The 17636-nt window shown below is 64.1% G+C and carries 15 protein-coding genes; 9 read left to right on the forward strand and 6 right to left on the reverse strand.

The window, feature by feature from the left end; translation table 11 throughout:
* Positions 1-17: 17 nt before the first annotated feature.
* The 9 genes from GK109_RS00095 to GK109_RS00135 all read left to right on the forward strand — a co-directional run bounded on the left by GK109_RS00095 (position 18) and on the right by GK109_RS00135 (position 11304).
* Positions 18-980, forward strand: coding sequence for a carbohydrate kinase (locus GK109_RS00095; RefSeq protein WP_157238225.1), 963 nt, complete (start codon positions 18-20; stop codon positions 978-980).
* 162 nt (positions 981-1142) lie between these two features.
* Positions 1143-2213, forward strand: a complete 1071-nt coding sequence (locus GK109_RS00100; RefSeq protein WP_157238226.1) for a LacI family DNA-binding transcriptional regulator — start codon at positions 1143-1145, stop codon at positions 2211-2213.
* Between the two features lie 78 nt (positions 2214-2291).
* Entirely contained in the window at positions 2292-3968 is a 1677-nt protein-coding gene (locus tag GK109_RS00105) for an ABC transporter substrate-binding protein (RefSeq protein ID WP_157238227.1), read from the forward strand.
* A gap of 141 nt (positions 3969-4109) precedes the next feature.
* On the forward strand, positions 4110-5087 hold the full coding sequence (locus GK109_RS00110; RefSeq protein WP_066275479.1) for an ABC transporter permease: 978 nt from the start codon (positions 4110-4112) through the stop codon (positions 5085-5087).
* 11 nt (positions 5088-5098) lie between these two features.
* Entirely contained in the window at positions 5099-6037 is a 939-nt protein-coding gene (locus tag GK109_RS00115) for an ABC transporter permease (RefSeq protein ID WP_157238228.1), read from the forward strand.
* On the forward strand, positions 6034-6996 hold the full coding sequence (locus GK109_RS00120; RefSeq protein ID WP_157238229.1) for an ABC transporter ATP-binding protein: 963 nt from the start codon (positions 6034-6036) through the stop codon (positions 6994-6996). Before GK109_RS00115 ends, GK109_RS00120 begins: the two co-directional genes overlap by 4 nt.
* Complete coding sequence (locus GK109_RS00125; protein WP_157238230.1) at positions 6993-8087, forward strand: ABC transporter ATP-binding protein; 1095 nt, start codon at positions 6993-6995, stop codon at positions 8085-8087. The genes GK109_RS00120 and GK109_RS00125 overlap by 4 nt, the downstream gene beginning before the upstream one ends.
* Complete coding sequence (locus GK109_RS00130; RefSeq protein ID WP_157238231.1) at positions 8084-9640, forward strand: glycoside hydrolase family 32 protein; 1557 nt, start codon at positions 8084-8086, stop codon at positions 9638-9640. Before GK109_RS00125 ends, GK109_RS00130 begins: the two co-directional genes overlap by 4 nt.
* Before the next feature lie 239 nt (positions 9641-9879).
* Positions 9880-11304, forward strand: coding sequence for a glycoside hydrolase family 32 protein (locus tag GK109_RS00135; protein WP_157238232.1), 1425 nt, complete (start codon positions 9880-9882; stop codon positions 11302-11304).
* Positions 11305-12105: 801 nt separating this feature from the next.
* Here GK109_RS00135 and GK109_RS00140 read toward each other — a convergent pair.
* From GK109_RS00140 to GK109_RS00165, 6 genes are all read right to left on the reverse strand, one after another.
* Entirely contained in the window at positions 12106-12855 is a 750-nt protein-coding gene (locus GK109_RS00140; protein ID WP_157238233.1) for an SDR family NAD(P)-dependent oxidoreductase, read from the reverse strand.
* Positions 12856-13071: 216 nt separating this feature from the next.
* On the reverse strand, positions 13072-14067 hold the full coding sequence (locus GK109_RS00145) for a Gfo/Idh/MocA family protein (protein WP_157238234.1): 996 nt from the start codon (positions 14065-14067) through the stop codon (positions 13072-13074).
* Positions 14064-14969, reverse strand: coding sequence for a sugar phosphate isomerase/epimerase (locus GK109_RS00150; RefSeq protein WP_231754768.1), 906 nt, complete (start codon positions 14967-14969; stop codon positions 14064-14066). Before GK109_RS00150 ends, GK109_RS00145 begins: the two co-directional genes overlap by 4 nt.
* Positions 14966-15550, reverse strand: coding sequence for a VOC family protein (locus GK109_RS00155; RefSeq protein WP_231754769.1), 585 nt, complete (start codon positions 15548-15550; stop codon positions 14966-14968). The genes GK109_RS00150 and GK109_RS00155 overlap by 4 nt, the downstream gene beginning before the upstream one ends.
* Positions 15547-16542, reverse strand: coding sequence for a LacI family DNA-binding transcriptional regulator (locus GK109_RS00160; protein WP_157238235.1), 996 nt, complete (start codon positions 16540-16542; stop codon positions 15547-15549). The genes GK109_RS00155 and GK109_RS00160 overlap by 4 nt, the downstream gene beginning before the upstream one ends.
* Positions 16535-17515: a Gfo/Idh/MocA family protein gene (locus tag GK109_RS00165; protein WP_157238236.1), complete on the reverse strand. Its 981-nt coding sequence runs from the start codon at positions 17513-17515 to the stop codon at positions 16535-16537. Before GK109_RS00165 ends, GK109_RS00160 begins: the two co-directional genes overlap by 8 nt.
* Positions 17516-17636 lie beyond the last annotated feature (121 nt).

Raw genomic sequence — 17636 nt, forward strand, 5'->3', positions numbered from 1 at the left:
AAAGCAAGGAACAAGACATGCACAACAACGGCAGGCCGCACCCCTCCCGGCAGGTGCCGGACGTCGTCGTCATCGGCGAAGCCCTCACCGACGTCGTCACCACGCCTGAGGGAACCACAGAACACCCGGGCGGGTCACCGGCCAACGTCGCCTACGGCCTGGCCCGGCTCGGAGTCAGCACCGGACTGCTCACCTCAATCGGCGCGGACCGCCGCGGGCACGCACTCGAAACACACCTGGCCGACGCCGGCGTGACGGTCCTGCCCGGCTCCCGCCCACTGGAGAGAACCTCGACGGCGACCGCCACCATCGCCCACGACGGCTCAGCGAGCTACGCCTTCGACATCACCTGGGATATCGAACCACCGGATCTTGCACATACTCCGCCCAAGCTCGTGCACACCGGTTCGATCGCAAGCTTCCTGCCACCGGGCGCCAACTGCGTCAAAGCCATCCTCCAGAAACTCCGCAGCGAGTGCATCATCACCTACGATCCCAACATCAGGCCCGCCCTGCTCGGAACCCAAGCCGAAGCACGGCACACTTTCGAAGAACTGGTGCAGCTCACCAGCGTCGTCAAACTCAGCGACGAGGACGCCAAATGGCTTTACCCGGAAAAAGCGTTGGAGGAAACCGCCACACACATCCTGGGTCTCGGAGCAGAGCTGGCTGTCATCACCAAGGGCCAATCAGGCTCCTTGCTCGCCACACCCACCACCGCCCTCAGCATTCCAGCCGTGAAGACCCCCGTGGTCGACACCATCGGCGCCGGCGACTCCTACATGTCCGCCCTGATCCTGGGACTCCTCACCCACGGAACCAACGGCCTCGCCCCTTCCGTCCTCGACCAGCTAGGATGCACGGCAGCCGCCGCGGCCGCAATCACCGTATCCCGGGCCGGCGCCAAGCCACCCACCGAAGACGAACTCCGCACACAGCTCCAGCATCAGCACCAGTCCCAGCTGCATCCGCACGCCTAGCACGAGCCCTCGGTGCGGCTGCTCTGATCGTCGGCAGCAGTCACCTCGCACGCGAAAATGTAACCCTTGACACAGATCTAGTAACGCGCGTAACCTCTATCTATGCGCAAGTAACGCGCGTTACCCACCTGGCAGCACCACCGATTATCACCGGAGCATTCAATGGCGAAAACCACCACCTCGAACCATGCCGGGGCCGCGCGGCAGCGGGGTGTCACCATGAATGATGTTGCCAAGCACGCGGGAGTTTCCCGGACTGCGGTTTCGTTCGTGCTGAGCAACCGCGAAAATGCCAGCATCTCCGAAGAGACCCGCACCCGGATCAACGAAGCTGTCCAGGCCTTGGGCTACCGCCCGAACGCCGGAGCGCGTGCACTGGCATCCCAGCGCAGTGACTGGTACGGGATTGTCACCGAGATCGTCACGGCACCGTTCGCCGTCGACATCATCAAAGGTGCACAAGACCAAGCCTGGCTCGACCGCAAGTTCCTGCTCATCGCGCCCTCCGACCAGGCCGATGCCGTAGGACCCAACCAGGGCCTGGAGGACGCAGCAACCGAAAAGCTGCTGGAGCAGCGCGTGGAAGGACTTCTATACGCAGCCACATTCCACCGTGGCGTGCACGTGCCCGAAACCGCCAAGGAAGTACCCACCGTACTGATCAACTGCTTCGACGCCGACGGGAAGCTGCCCTCGATCGTCCCGGACGAACGCGCCGGCGGCCGCACCGCCGTCGAACGCTTGCTCCGGGCCGGCCACGGCCGGATCGGAGTCATCAACCTGGACCCGGCCATTCCCGCAGCAATCGGGCGTTTGGAGGGTGCACGCGAAGCACTCGCCGATGCCGGACTCGAGCTGGACCCCGAGCTCGTGGTGCCCGGATATGCAACGGCCGACGGCGGGTATGAGGCCGCGTGCTGCATCCTGGACCGCTACCCGCAGGAGGACAGGCCAACCGCGCTGTTCTGCCTCAACGACCGCATGGCGATGGGCGCTTACGACGCCATCAAGGAACGGGGCCTGACCATCCCCGGAGACATCGCCGTGATCGGCTTCGACAACCAGGAACTGATTGCGGCCTACCTCAGGCCCAAGCTGACCACGGTTGCGTTGCCGTTTGAAAAAATGGGCGCCCTGGGAGTCCAGACGCTCGCAGCTCTGACAGCAGGACAGCCGATTATTGCCGACCAGCAATTGGTCGGCTGTCCGCTGCTAGAACGCTCTTCGGTCTGACCGCGAAATCACTTTCGAAGAGCAACCCCTCCCCCACCCCTTCACCTTGCTGATGAAGATAGGAAAGAGATAACCATCATGACACAACCCCGATTCCTGAGGGCTGCCCGCACCACGGCGGCCGGGCTGGCGGTGGGCGCACTGCTGCTGACCGGCTGTGCGGCCAACGGCAACAAGGCCGCCGGCACCGACGCCGCAGCGAACGCCAGCGCCTTCCTCACCATTCCGCGTGAAGACATGGGCACGTTCGTACAGAACTTCAACCCGTTCGCCCCCACCGTCAACCCGATGGTCCAGCAGTCCATCTACGAGTCGCTGCTGATCTTCAACCCGGCCAAGGGTGACACCGTGCCGTGGCTGGCCACTGAATGGAAGGCCGCCGACGACGGCAAGTCCATCACCTTCACCCTGCGCGACGGCGTCAAGTGGTCCGACGGCCAGCCCTTCGTGGCCGAGGACGTCGCCTACACCTTCGAGCTCCAGAAGAAGATCAAGGGTGGCTTCGAGTACCTGGACACCGTGAGCGCCGAAGGCACCAACAAAGTGACCTTCACCTTCAACAAGCCGTGGTCGCCGGCCCTGTACGACGTCGGGCACCTCACCATCCTGCCCAAGCACATCTGGTCCGCCCTCGCCGATCCGGAGAAGGACGCCAACGCCAAACCCGTCGGCACAGGCCCCTACACCGAGGTTGACAGTTTCCAGGCCCAGTCGTTTGTGCTGAAAAAGAACCCCAACTACTGGCAGCCGGACAAGCAGAAGATCGCCGGTATCAAGATGCTCGCTTTTGCGGGAAACGACGGCGCCAACCTCGCCGCCGCGAACGGCGATGTGGACTGGGCCCCGCAATACATTCCGAACATCGAAAAGACGTTCGTTTCCAAGGACAAGGAACACCGCCACTACTGGTTCCCGGCCACCGGCGCCATGATCAACTGGCAGCTCAACACCACCAAGGCCCCCTTCAACGATGTCGACGTCCGCAAGGCCCTGAGCATGGCCGTTGACCGGGAGCAGGTCACCACGATCGGCATGAGCGGCTACGCCGAGCCTGCGGACTGCACCGGGCTTTCCGGCAACTACGAGACCTGGAAGAACAAGGAGGTCAAGGAGAATTGCACCTGGACCAAGCTGGACGTCCAGAAGGCCAATGAGCTGCTGGACAAGGCGGGCTACCCGAAGGGTGCCGACGGCAAGCGCACGCTCAAGGACGGCAAGCCGTTCGAGTTCAAGATCTCCGTGGGCGCATCCTCTTCCGACTGGCTGTCCGTGGCCAACGTGATCGCACAGAACCTGGCAGAAGTCGGCGTCACGGCAAAGGTGGAGTCCCCGGACTGGGCTGCCGTGGTTGCCGGCTACGAGACGGGCGATTTTGACTCCGGCATCGTCTGGAGCGCCAACGACCCCAGCCCGTACAAGTATTTCAACGCCGCAATGGGCACGTCGACCGTCAAGCCTGTGGGCACCAAGACGTTCGACAACTACCACCGCTTCGGCGACGCCGGGGCTGACGCCCTGCTGGCAGAGTTCGCTGCAGAGTCCGACGAGTCCAAGCAGAAGGACATCGCCAACAAGCTGCAGGAAGAATACGACGACGCCGCACCGCTGGTGCCGCTGTTCTCCGGTCCGGAGTGGGGCGCCTTCAATGACACCCGCTTCACCGGCTGGCCCACCGAGGACAACCCTTACGCAACCCTTTCGGTCCGCTCACCTTCTACGGTGCTTGTGCTGACCACGCTGGAACCGCGCAAGTAACTCCCCACCGCCTCCCTAGCCTCGCTTCGCTTCGGCCAGGGAACCCGGGCGGCGTGGGCCCATCACGCACCACTGCTGGCCGCCGGATCATCCGGCGGCCAGCCCCCAAACTTTTCCGTAATTCCCGAATGGAGGGAAACCGTGCGCTTCATCCTGCGCCGCCTGGGTTTCTACCTGATCGCCTTCTGGGCATCCATCACCCTGAATTTCCTGCTCCCCCGATTCATGCCCGGGGACCCCGTCTCCCGCATGTTCGCCCGCTCCCAGGACAGAATGCAGCCCGAACAGATTGAGGCCCTGCGCAAGCTGCTGGGTGTTGACGACCGGCCCCTCTGGGAGCAGTACATCGGCTACATGACCAACATCTTCACCGGGCAGATGGGCGTCTCCATCTCCCGGTTCCCCACCCCGGTCACCGAGGTCATCTCGTCCCAGATCGGCTGGACCCTCCTGCTCGGCGGAACCGCGCTGGTGATTGCCGCCGTCGTGGGTAACCTGCTGGGCGTCCTCGCCGCCTGGCGGCGCGGCGGCGCGATCGACTCCGCGCTTCCACCGCTGCTCGTATTCATCGGCTCGTTCCCGTACTTCTGGCTCGCAATGGGCGCCCTGTACCTTTTCGGCGTAGTGCTGAACTGGTTCCCCATCCGCCACGCCTTCACCGCCGGCCTGGAGCCCGGGTTCACGTGGGAATTCATCGGCGACGTGGGCGCCCACCTGGTGCTTCCGGCACTCACCATCGTGCTGGTCTCCATCGGCGGCTGGATGCTGGGCATGCGGAACACCATGATCGCCACCAACTCCGAGGACTACATCACCATGGCCGAAGCCAAGGGGCTCCGTCCGGGCCGCATCATGCTCCGCTACGCAGCCCGCAACGCCATGCTCCCGTCGGTCACAAGCTTCGGCATGGGACTGGGGTTCGTGGTGGGCGGTGCGTTGCTCACCGAGGTGGTCTTCGCCTACCCCGGCGTCGGATACCAGCTCCTCAACGCCGTCCAGGGCCTCGACTACCCGCTCATGCAAGGCCTGTTCCTGACCATCACCGCCGCCGTGCTGCTGGCCAACTTCCTGGTGGACATCCTCTACGTCCGCCTCGACCCGCGCGTGCGCAGCAACTAGAGGGAGCGATCATGACAACCGCAATCCTGAAGCAACCCGGCACAACGGCCGCCAAAACCCCGGCGGCCCGCAAGCCCAACCGCAGCTTCGTCCACGGCATCCTCACCAACAAGAAGGCCCTGGCAGGCATGGCCGTGATGCTCGTCTTCATCGCACTGGCCCTGCTGGCACCGGTGCTTTTCCCCGGCGACCCGTCGCGGATCACCGCGATGGCGTCGCTGGAACCGTCAGCCGAGCACTGGCTGGGAACTACAGCCAAGGGACAGGACGTGCTCGCCCTGACCGTCCACGGCTCCCGGAGTTCCCTCTTCGTGGGGCTCACCGTGGGCTTCGCGTCCACCTTCATCGGCATCCTGGTGGGACTTGCCTCGGCGTACTTCGGCAAGTTCATCGACGAAGCGCTGTCCCTGGCAACCAACGTCTTCCTGCTCCTCCCCGGTCTGCCGCTGCTGGTCATCCTGGCCGCGTTCCTCCCTCCGGGACTGGGCACAGTGATTCTTGTCCTCGTGGTCACCGGCTGGGCAGGCTCAGCACGCGTCCTGCGCTCACAGGCCCTGTCCATCCGCTCGAAGGACTTTGTGGCCGCGGCCGTGGTATCCGGCGAACGGGCCGGCCGGATCATGTTCCGCGAAATCCTGCCCAACATGGCCTCGATCGTGATGGGCACCCTGCTGGCCTGCGTCATCTACGGCATCGGTGCCCAAGCAGGCCTGGAGTTCCTGGGCCTGGGCGACGCCAGCACGGTCTCGTGGGGCAACAACCTCTTCTGGGCAGGCAACGAAGGCGCCCTGCTGACCGGCAGCTGGTGGGTGTTCGTTCCCTCGGGCGTCTGCATCGCACTGGTCGCCTTCGCCCTGGCCCTCATCAACTACGCCGTGGACGAGGTCACCAACCCGCGCCTGCGGAAGATCAAAACCCCGAAAGATACCGAAAGGAGCGCCTCCAAATGACCATCTCCCAAGTGTCCTTCGGCTCCCACGAACCCGTCCTGGACGTCAAGGACCTCACCGTCAAGTACATCGGGGACACCCGCTCCACCACCGCCGTGGACCGCGTTTCCTTCAGCATCGGCACCGGTGAGGTGTTCGGGCTCGCAGGGGAATCAGGCTGCGGAAAATCAACCATTGCCAACTCGATCATGCGGCTGCTCAAGGATCCCGCGAAGATCGCAGGTGGCAGCATTTCCTTTGGCGGCAAGGACGTCCTGGCCATGAGCCCGGAGGAATTGCGGCGCTTCCGCTGGCAGGACGTGGCCATGGTCTTCCAGTCAGCCATGAACTCACTCAACCCCGTGCTGACCATCGGCGAACAGATCGTGGACATCTTCACCACCCACGCCGGCTACTCCCGCAAGGAGTCCCTCCGGAGGGCCGGCGAACTGCTGGAACTGGTGAGGATAGACCCCGCACGCCTCAAGTCCTACCCGCACCAGCTCTCCGGCGGCATGCGTCAGCGTGCAGTGATAGCGATGGCCGTGGCGCTCAAGCCATCCCTCCTGATCCTGGACGAACCCACCACCGCGCTGGACGTGGTGGTGCAGCAGGAGATCATGGCCCAGATCAAAGACCTCCAGCGCGAGCTCGGCTTCTCTGTCCTCTTTATCACCCACGACATGTCACTCATGGTGGAACTCTCGCACCGCATGGCCGTGATGTACGGCGGCAGGATCGTGGAGACTGCAAAAGCGCAGGACGTCTACACCAACCCCTGCCACCCCTACACCCAGGCGCTGATGGGCGCATTCCCGCCGCTCACCGGCCCGCGGGTACTGCTGACGGGACTGCCCGACGGCGTGAAGTTCCGTAACATCCCGGACCTCACCGAGGCGGCACCCGGCCATTTCGTGGCTCCGCTTGGTGCCGACGCTCCAGTGATTGATTCCGCAGACCTGGCAGGAGCCGCACGATGAGCCACTCCCTGACATCCCCGGTGGCTGCGTCCTCCACACGCACCCCCGCCCTTGAAATCCGTGGCCTCGGCAAATCGTTCCCCATTGGAGGGCTGTTCTCCCGCGACTCAGTCCGCGCCCTGCACGGCGTGGATCTGACAATCAACCGCGGCGAAATCGTCGCGCTTGTGGGAGAGTCCGGTTCCGGCAAAAGCACCCTGGCCCGCTGCGTTGCCCGGCTCGAGAAGCCAAGCAGCGGCGCGATCCTGATCGACGGCGTCGACATCCTCAAGCGCGACCGGTTCCAGGCGTCGCGTGCGTTCCGGTCCCAACTGCAGATGGTCTTCCAGGACCCCTTCGGTTCACTGAACCCGGCCCACCGGATCGAGCACTTCCTGCGGAGGTCGCTGGCCATCCACGGCAAAGGCGGCGGTTCCGCGGAGGAGACCGTGCGGCGGCTCGAAGAACTCATGACCACCGTGGGACTGCAGGCCGACATGCTGAATTCCTACCCGCACGAGCTCTCCGGCGGCCAGCGCCAGCGCGTTGCGATTGCCCGGGCCCTCGCTGTGGAACCCAAAGTCATCCTCGCCGACGAGCCCACCTCCATGCTGGACGTTTCCGTCCGGATCGGTGTGCTGAACCTGATGCGGAAGCTCCGCGACGAGCAGGGAATCTCCATGCTCTACATCACCCACGACCTCGCATCCGCCCGATACCTGGCGGACCGGACGGCCGTCATGTTCGCCGGTGAACTCGTTGAGGAAGGCGAGTCCCTGGACCTGCTGTCCAACCCCGCACACCCTTACACCCAACTCCTCGTTTCGGCTGTCCCGGACCCGGCCCGGGCAGGCTCCTACGATCCCGTCCGCCGGGCCGAACTACGGCAGGCGGTGATGGCTTCGACCACGTGCGCTTTTGACGGCCACCCGAACCAGGCCTGTTCAGCCGAAGAACCCGTGCGCCACCAGGTTGGAGACCCCGAAAACCGCCACTGGGTGCGCTGCCACCTCTACCGGCCGTGGGCCGGCGCCGCCGGCCATGCCCTGGCCGGCGAACCAACCCAGCCCAGCCGTCCGGCGTCGAACGCTCAAAAAGGGGCTTCCGCATGACTGAACTGACCCACCCGCTCGCAACGGTTCCACAGGATGAACTGGTGGCCCGGGCCGAAGCCGACCCCCTCCGGCCCCGCTTCCATTTCGTGTCACCGGCCGGCTGGCTCAACGATCCCAACGGCGTCAGCCAATGGAACGGCACGTACCACCTCTTCTACCAGTACAACCCGGAGGGCGCGTTCCACCACCGCATCCAGTGGGGCCACGCCACCAGCACGGACCTGGTCACGTGGAAGGACCAGCCCGTTGCCCTGGAACCGTCCGCAGGACCGGACGCCGAGGGCTGCTGGTCCGGGGTCCTGGTGAACGACGGCGGCAAGCCCACCCTGGTGTATTCGGGGCGGTCCGAGGGCAAGGAGCTGCCCTGCGTCGCCGTCGGATCCCCGGACCTCCTGAACTGGACCAAGGACAGCGGAAATCCCGTGATCGCAGCGCCGCCGGCTGGAGTAGACATCACGGCGTACCGCGATCACTGCGTCTGGCGGGAAGGAACAAAGTGGCGGCAGCTGGTGGGTTCGGGCATCAGCCAGCGCGGCGGTACAGCGTTCCTGTACGAGTCAGCGGACCTGCGGCGATGGGACTACATCGGGCCGCTGTTCATCGGCGACGCCTCGCAGGGCGATCCTGCGGACACTGACTGGACGGGGACCATGTGGGAATGCGTGGACCTTTTCCGGGCGGGACAGGGTTCGCTGGGGTCCGCACCCTCCGCCGGCTCGCCGGACGTGCTGGTTTTCTCGGCATGGAACGACGGCGACACCCGCCACCCGCTGTACTGGACCGGCCGGTACGCCGGGGACAGCTTCGAACCCGCGGCGCTGCACCGGCTCGATTACGGCGGCCGTTTCTTCTACGCACCGCAGTCGTTCCAGGATGAGTCCGGCCGGCGTGTCATGTTCGGCTGGCTGCAGGAAGGCCGAAGTGATCTCGCGATGGTGGAGGCCGGCTGGTCCGGGGTGATGAGCCTGCCGCGTACCGTCACGGCGGCCGAGGACGGGACCCTCCGTTTCGCACCCGTACCGGAAATCAAGAAGCTGCGCCGGGACCACGCCGGTCTGCGCGGGCAGGTGCTGACCGGTGACCTGGCGCCCCTGGAAACCGGTGTCTCGGGCAGGCAACTCGACCTCGAACTGGACCTTCAGCTGGCACTTGGCGCAGTGGTGCGGCTCGGTGTACTGGGCTCCACTGTCCCTGGCAGTCCCGGAGGCCCCAGCGAGGAGACGGTCATCGAGCTGCGCAGGGCGGCTGACGACACCGTCAATGGCACGCTCCGCCTGGACCGCACCCACAGCAGCCTTGATCCAGCCGTTGATGCGGAAGACAAGTCAGGACCCGTCCCCATGCCCGAAGGACGGGTGCACCTTCGTGTCCTCCTGGACCGGTCCGCCGTCGAAATTTTTGCCAACGGAATGCCGCTCACCGCCCGCGTCTACCCCACGCTGGGCGGGGACCATGTCAGCCTTGCCGCCGAGGGCACGGCACAGGTAGTCTCCCTCGACGCATGGACCATGGCCGACATTTTTGACGGTGCTCGGAGCCTCCTTCCCTGAACCGGGGCCATACACCACCACCAACTTTTACAGCAGCATCGAAGCTGCCCAGCAAGAAGAAGGAACCCATGCAAGATTCACCCGCGGTCTCCCGTCGGTCACTCCTCACCGGAAGCGGCGCGGCTGCACTCAGCGGATCACTCGCACTGTCTGCGGCGTTCGCCGGACCCGCCGCAGCCGCACCGGCCAGGACACCAGATCCAGCATCAAACGGCTCAATTTCGAAAGGATCACGCCGGATGCGTCCCGCCTTTCACTTCAGCGTCCCGGACAACTGGAAGAACGACCCCCAGCGCCCCGTCTACATAGACGGGGAATACCACTACTACTACCTGTACAATGCCGACTATCTGCGCGGCGGCGGAGGCACGTCGTGGCGCCGCGCGACCACTACGGATCACGTCGCGTTCACTGACCACGGCGTCGCGATCCCGAAGTTCAGCGATGGCAACGGCGACTGCTGGTCAGGGTCTCTGGTGGTGGACGAGCGGAATACCGCCGGATACGGCGAGGGTGCGGTGATTGCCCTCGTGACGCAGGCGCCCGAAGGCCGCCAGGCCCAGTACCTCTGGTACTCGACGGACCGGGGGCGCTCGTTCCGGGCCGCCGGTCCGGCCCCGGTGCTGCCCAACCCCGGAGTGCACGACTTCCGCGATCCCAAAGTCATCTGGGACGATGACCGCGGACGCTGGTTCATGGCGAACGCCGAGGGGCAGAAGCTCGGCTTCTACACATCCGCCGACCTGCGGTCCTGGCGGCGCGTTGGCGAGTTTGTACGCACCGATCTTGGGCTTCTGGAATGCCCTGACATCTTCCGCATGACCGCTGACGACGGCACCTCCCGCTGGATCCTCGGTACGAGTGCCAACGGCAAAGCCCGTGGCCTGCCCGCCACCTACGCGTACTGGACTGGCGCCTTCGACGGAACATCGTTCAAGCCTGATCAGCCCGAGCCCGAATGGCTCGACCACGGCTACGACTTTTACGGGGCAGTCACCTATCCACATCACGACGCCTCGGGTGCGGAAGATGAGACGCTCCGCCGGGCAATCGGGTGGGCGAACTTCTGGGACTACCCCCACAACACACCGACCCTTGAGACGGACGCGTACAACGGCGATGACATGATTGTGCGCGACATCCGCCTCAAACACGCGGACGGTGGGTACTACCTGGTCTCCGCGCCCACGTCAGCACTGGAAAACCACGTGAAGCGCACCCACCTCCTGGGCGACATAGTTGTAAAGGGCACCCGTGACCTCGACGTCCGTGCGACCGCTTACGACCTCACCTGCGAGCTCGTCTGGGACCCCGCTTCCCCACCTGCCAACGTTGGCCTTGAAGTATGCCGGGCAGAGGGCGGCGGCAGGCACGTTGCCGCCGGTGCATTCCTGCGGGGCCCCTTCGCCTACCTCAACAGGCGTCCAACGATCAACCCAACAGGAGGCGAAACCCAGACCCCGATCGACCCCTCGGCAGGACGGCTCACAATCCGCATCCTCGTGGACAGCACAAGCGTGGAGATGTTCCTCGGAGAAGGACGGCTGGTGCACTCGCACCGGGTGTTCCCCCTTAAAGGCGACAACGCAATCCGCCTCTACGCCCACGAAGGAGCCGCCACTTTCCGGGACCTGACCATTCACGAAATCAAGGCAACGCATTAGTCCAGGTCCTGACTGTCCGGCAGGTCTTTCCGTAGACCGCGCTCATGGTCCGCAGAAAGACCTGCCAGGACACGCTCACAATCACCTTCGATTCGAGATAGCCATTACATACCTCAAAGCTGTTCGGGGCGCCCGGCCAAGCTGAACGACACCGTTGTGGGCGAAGCACTGGTTAGACCTGGTCACAATGCCACGTGGCCAAGCGGAACACCCATACAACGCGTCTCGGCGGAAATTGGGCCTGCTCATAGCCATAGCCCCCCGGGATACCCGGGGAACAGGCGAGCAATCTGCCTTGAAGGCCACAGCTTGAAAAATGGCAGTCAGGGACGCGACCGTAACCGCTTATAGACTTTTACATTGTGTGTGTCACGCTCTGTACACACCAAACGGCGCGAAAGCTTCTGACCTGCGGTAACACTGTGCCCGAGGTGGGACTCGAACCGCATTCTGGGCCTTGCAGACACAGGGAACCTGCGAAAACATGCGGAAATCGAAGCAGTCCGAGGGCGGTAAAAGCCGATCCGAGGCCAAGACTGTGGACTATGTCCACACCCCGATTTCGCCCCGCCGAACCATTCAACCTACGACCGCACCCCAAAGGGACGACATCGCATCTGCAAAACAGCGCGGCGCTAACAACGGGCGGGAACCGGCACCGAGGTTCGTCCAGAAAGCACGCAACGGAGTATCAAAGGTTGCTTCACTCAGGTCTCCGGGATTAGCAGGGAGACGCTACCAGTTCCTGCGCCAGGCAAAGCCAGCCTGGAGCCCTGCATCGTCCTTCGGTGGATTCCTGGATCAGGTTCCCATTCCCAGATGTGCTCCGCCTGCAACATCAAGGGATACGCCGGTGATGTAACGGTTGTCCGGATCGGCAAGGAAGAGGATGGCGCGGGCGACTTCGTCGGGTTCAGCGAACCGGCGCATGGGAAGCTGGGCGGCGCGCTTGGCCCGGTTGGCGGCTGCATCCGGGCCCGAGTCCTTCGCGAATTGGGCCCACATGGGAGTGTTTACCGGGCCCGGCGCGATGGCGTTGACCGAGATGCCGTTGGGGCCGAGCAGCTCGGCGAAGGACCACATGATGTGAAGCACCGCGAGTTTGCTTGCGTTGTAGGGCAAGTAGTTGAGTCGGGCCTCTTTGGCTGCAACGGAGGAGAGGATCACGATCGCGCCGGCAGTTCCGGTCCCAATCATTGATTGTGCGGTTTCCCGGACCATGGAGAAGGTGCCCGAACCGTTGATCCGCATGATGGAGTCGAATTCTTCGGTCGTTGTTTTCATGATGTCCGGCGTGGCACCCAGGACTCCAGCTGCATGGACAAGCGCGTCGACGCGGCCGTACCTGGCTGTGACATCACGGACGACGGTGGCGCATTGTTCTTCGGAGGTGATGTCGAGCGTGAAGAAGCCGGCTAGTTCTTGGCCCTCCTTCGCGCCGCGGTCGGCACCTATAACGATGGCCCCTTCGGCTGTGAGGGCGTCGACGACTGCGTCGCCGATTCCGCCGCTTGATCCGGTTACCAGAACGACTTGGTCTTTAAGGCTCATCTGATAACTCCGCTTGTCCGTTGCTGCCCAGCGACTGGCTGGTGGGCTGCTCGTTTCATCTTTCCAGCTCCTTAGTTGAGGTGTTTCAAAGGGTGTCCCCGCTCCGGGCGCGGCTGCTTCAGTGAGCGCCGCTCCGCGCCCTGACCTGCTGCCGCACTGTTAAAGCCCAGGTTCTCTGCCGACCCCGGTCCAGAATGGCGCAGGTGCCCGTGCTGCCTAGCTGTTGCCGCTGGTGGCGTGGCTGGCCCATTCCCGGCCTGGTTGTTCTTCTGTGGGCAGTCCCGAGGCGGCGAGGACTTGGTCAAGCAGCCTCTGGGTATGGACAGCTTCCCGGCCGGAGGTCAGTGGCTGGGCCCTGTCGGCGACGCGGTCCAGGAAGTGATGGACGGCGGCGGAGAATCCGAGCGTGTCGGTGGCCGTTGCCCAGCCGTACGCCTCGGCGCTGAGCTCGCGTGATGTGGTGACTCCCTGGACAGTGGTCGAGACGGTTTCCGGGGCCCTGACTTCCACGGTCTTGCCGTCGCCGTAGGCATCGAGTTTTTCGCTCCAGGCACCGGCTGTCCGGGCTGCCATGAGCACTCCGGTGTTGCCGGTGCTGAAGCGGATCATGGCCGCGACGCCGTCTTCCTCCCACGGGTCGTCGCCCGCTGCGTGCGCCGCCACGTCAACAGGTTCGCCACCGCAGTACCAGCGGAGCAGATCGACCATGTGGATGGCGTTCTCGAAGGTTGCGCGGTATTCCGATCCGGGGCGGTTCTTCTGGGCCACGCAGAAGGTAGCGCCTTTCGTGCCAAACAGCTCGCGGCCGGCCGTGTAAACGGGGGCATACCGGCGGTTGAAGTCGACCATCAGGATGCGGCCGCGCTCATCGGCCAGGTCCGCCAAACGTTCTGCCTCCTCAGTGGCCGGGGCCAGAGGCTTTTCGCAGAACACATCGACGTCGCGGCTCAGGCACAGTTGGACTGCGTGGGCATGCTCGGAGCGGGGCGTCAGGACGAAGACTGCGTCCAGGTCCTGCGCACCCAGCATGTCCTCGACCGACTTGTAGGCGGAGCCGAAGCCCCAGCGTCGGACCAGGCTGCCCGGATCCTCACGGCGTGATACCAGGGCGGCAAGCTCAACGTCATGCCGCTGTACGAGTGTGGGCAATTGGGCAATCGTGGCGATGTTTCCGGCGCCGATGACGCCGACGCGGAGGCGGTTGGTGTTCATCGGGCGTTCCTTACATGGGCGGGATCGGAGAGCATGGCGCGCAGGACGTCGGCTGATTCCCTGAATCCGTCCTCGGGCTTGGGAAGGTCTTGCCGGTGCCAGCGGTATTCAAGTTCGATGCTGAGCACGTCGTTGTAGCCGTGCTGCACCAGCCCGGCCAGAATTTGGGGCCAGGGAACGACGCCGCTTCCTACGACGCGGGACCGTACGGCCCGCTCGGAAGCGTTGACACGCGCTGTTTCGGTTGCGCGGAATGCTGCGTTGGGATCGGTGAAGACAAGGTCCTTCACGTGCACGTGGCCGAGCAGGTCGCCCTGGACGGCGAGGGCCTGTTCGAACTTTTCGTCGTGGGTGAACGTCAGGTTCGCCTGATCGTACAGAACGCGGATGGCCGGGTGCGCGACTTCGCGGACCAGGGCTGCGGTTTCGGCCGCGGACTGGGTCATTGTGCCGAAGTGGTTCTCAACGCACAGCCGTACGCCTGCCTGTTCAGCTTCAGGCGCAAGGGTCTGCAACGCATCCACGAGCTTTGCCCACCGCCGGGCATGGTCGAAGTCCCCGGCATGCCAGGACCCGGCGTAGACACGGACCCGATCAGCCCCGACCATATGCGCGGTTTCAATGGCACCCCGAAATTCATCGACCGCGCCGCGCCACTCCACGTCCTCAAGGGAGTTGATGGCTGTCGTGTATGGCGTCAGGCCTACGATCGGCACGCCTTCACTGTCGGAAGCCTTCAACGCCTCCATCGCCGCGCGCCGGTCACCCAGAGGCAGCCCTGACAGGTAGTCGTCCTGGTAGATAACCTCCGCGGCGTCGAGGCCGGCGGCTTTGAAGAGCGCCAGTGCCTGGGGAACCGTGTGGTCCGGGGTTCCGAGTGTGTGACCTGCAAGCCGCATCATTGAGTGTCCTTTCTGGAAGTGTTTGGAGCCGCTGCCCAGTCCGCAGGACCGACCAGCCGCGGTGGGGCTGCGACGCGGGACCGGTCGACGATCTCCATCAGCAGGCCCCAGGGGGTAAGGAAGTAAGTCCAGCGGTTACCGGCTACGCGCGGGCTATCGCCTGCGACTTCTTTGCGCTCACCGAGCACCCGTACCCCAGGTATTTCCCGGAGCACGGCGAGCGCTTCATCGACGTCGTCCACGACGAAGCACAGGTGGTGTCCGCCGGCATCACAATGCCGCGGCGGGGTTTCGCGCCGCTCAGCACTGCTCCACTCGAAGAGTTCAATATTGAGGTTCGGGGGCAGTCGCAGCATGGCCAGCGTGAGTTTCGCATCTGCCGGGACGTCAAAGTTTGTGGGCATGAATTCTTCGTCGGGACCCCGCTCTGAGCGATACAGTTCCTCGGCCCCGAGCACGTCGACGAAGAACCGGATACCTTCCTCAAGGCTGGGGACGGTCAGGCCGACGTGGTCCGTGTGCTGGAGCCCCGGCAGCCGCCGCAGTGTTTCTGCCGGGGCGCCATCCATTTGCGCGGTCATGCGCGCGGTCCCGAGGTGGAGCCACGGACCAGAAGCTCAGGCTCGAGGACGATGTGGTCCACGGAGCCGTCGATATTCTGCTTCTCAGCCAGTTCGATGGCGATGTGGCCCATGTCGGCGATCGGCTGCCGCACCGTTGTCAGAGGAGGGTTGAACCGGGCTCCAAGGGCCAGACCATCGAAACCGATGACCGACACGTCCTCCGGAACACGCACGCCGCTCTTGCCGAGGGCCGAGATTACCGCAAAGGCCACCATGTCATTGGCCGCGATGATCGCCGTCGGCGGATTCTCCATCTCGAGGAAATGCTCGGCCCCACGCGTGCCCGCATCCAGATCTGACCCGCTGTCCAGCACCACAGGTGCGCTGCCGCTCTCAGCGGATAGCTCCAGGTACGCGTCCATCCGGTCCTGAGCGGTGTGCGTTCCGGCGATGCCGGAAACATAGCCGATCGAAGTGTGCCCCAGAGAATGCAGGTGGTCCAGCGCGAGCATGATTCCGCGGCGGCTGTCGACGGTGACCGTGGGGACCGCATCGTCCCCTTCCACCCGGTCGATCACGACCACCTTGTGGCCGAAGTCGAAGCGTTTCAGCGCCTCGGTATCGACCTTCGTGGAAGGCGCGACGATCCCGAAGGGGGCATACATGGCCTGCATGGCGATGAAGTAACCCTCAGTTTTGGCAGGGTCACCATTGGTTACGCAGAGCAGCAGCTGGTAGCCGCGCTCGTCCGCCGCCTGCGTCATCGTCTTGGCAAGTTCTGCAAAGAACGGGTTGGTGATGTCAGGGACGATCAGCGGGATGAAGGTGCTGGTTTTTCGTCGAAGCGCCTGGGCGAGTGGACTCATCGTGTAGCCCAGCCCCTCGGCGACCCGGAGGATGTGCTCGCGTGTTTCGCTTTTCACAGCTTCCGGGCGGGAGAATGCCCGGGAGACCGTGGACCGGTGGACACCGGCGGCTTTCGCAACGACGTCGATACTCAGATCAGGCATGTTCTCTTCCTCCGTGCTGGTCGTCATAGGCCTGCCAAATGGGGCGCATAACGTTTTCGAGCTGGGCCAGCGTCGGCAAGCCCTGGAATCCATCTTCCAGCGTCTGAGCGACCCGCCGCACAAACGGATCGTAGAGAGGGTCGCTGTCCACGTTGATCGTGGCGGACTCGCTTGTCCCGTCCAGGGCGGTGAAGGTAGCAGAACCATCGGAGTTAACGGAGGCGTATCCTGCCTCACCAACCGACGTGTAGCTGCAGTAACGCTTTAACGGGGAGCCAGGGAAGGCATAGCCGACCTCCACGATGGCTTCCCGTCCCTCCGGCGTAGTGATGATGAGGCTGGCGTGGTCCTCCACGCCTCCGCCGTGCAACGTTGACGAAAGCCGGGACAGCACACGAACCGTGGTTGCGCTACAGCCCTGCAGGAACAGGTCCACGAAGTGTGGACCCAGGTTCGCCAGGCACCCTCCGCCGGCCTTGGCCGGATCCAGCATCCACGCATTGCCGTTATTGAGGTAGCGGGACGGCGGCCCGGCAATAAATGAGATCCGCTGATATGTCGGCCGGCCGGCTTTGGCGAGCCATCGGTCGGCGGCGCCGCCCCGCTGGATCAGCGGGACGGTGGCAGGGACACCGGCTGCCTCGGCGGCTTTGCGCACCGCAGCTAGTTCGGCAAGGGACGTTCCCAGTGGCTTTTCCACCACGAACGGAATCCCCCGTTCGATCAGGGCAAGACACTTCTCCGCCATGCCGTGATGCGGGCCAAACACATAGGCAAGGCCAACGTCGGGAAGGTCAACCAGCTTCCGCCAGTCAGCTTCCACCGGTGCTCCCCAGCCATCGGCCAGGCCCTGGACGAGGGACACGTCGTCGTCACTGACGCCGACGACCTGGTGCATTTCGGCAATCGCCTGTGCGTACAGCGGAACGTGCCAGTGGGAAGCACCAAGAATGATTGTGCGTTCGTGAGTCAACCGCGATACCCCCTTGTATGAGATCGGTTGCTGAGATCGGTTGCAATAACACTATGGATGGTGGGAGAGTTTGTCAACGACACCACAACAGCGGCCCAGACGATAAGCAAAACCAAACCCG

The organism is Pseudarthrobacter sp. GA104 (assembly GCF_009741265.1).
Lineage (GTDB): Bacteria > Actinomycetota > Actinomycetes > Actinomycetales > Micrococcaceae > Arthrobacter.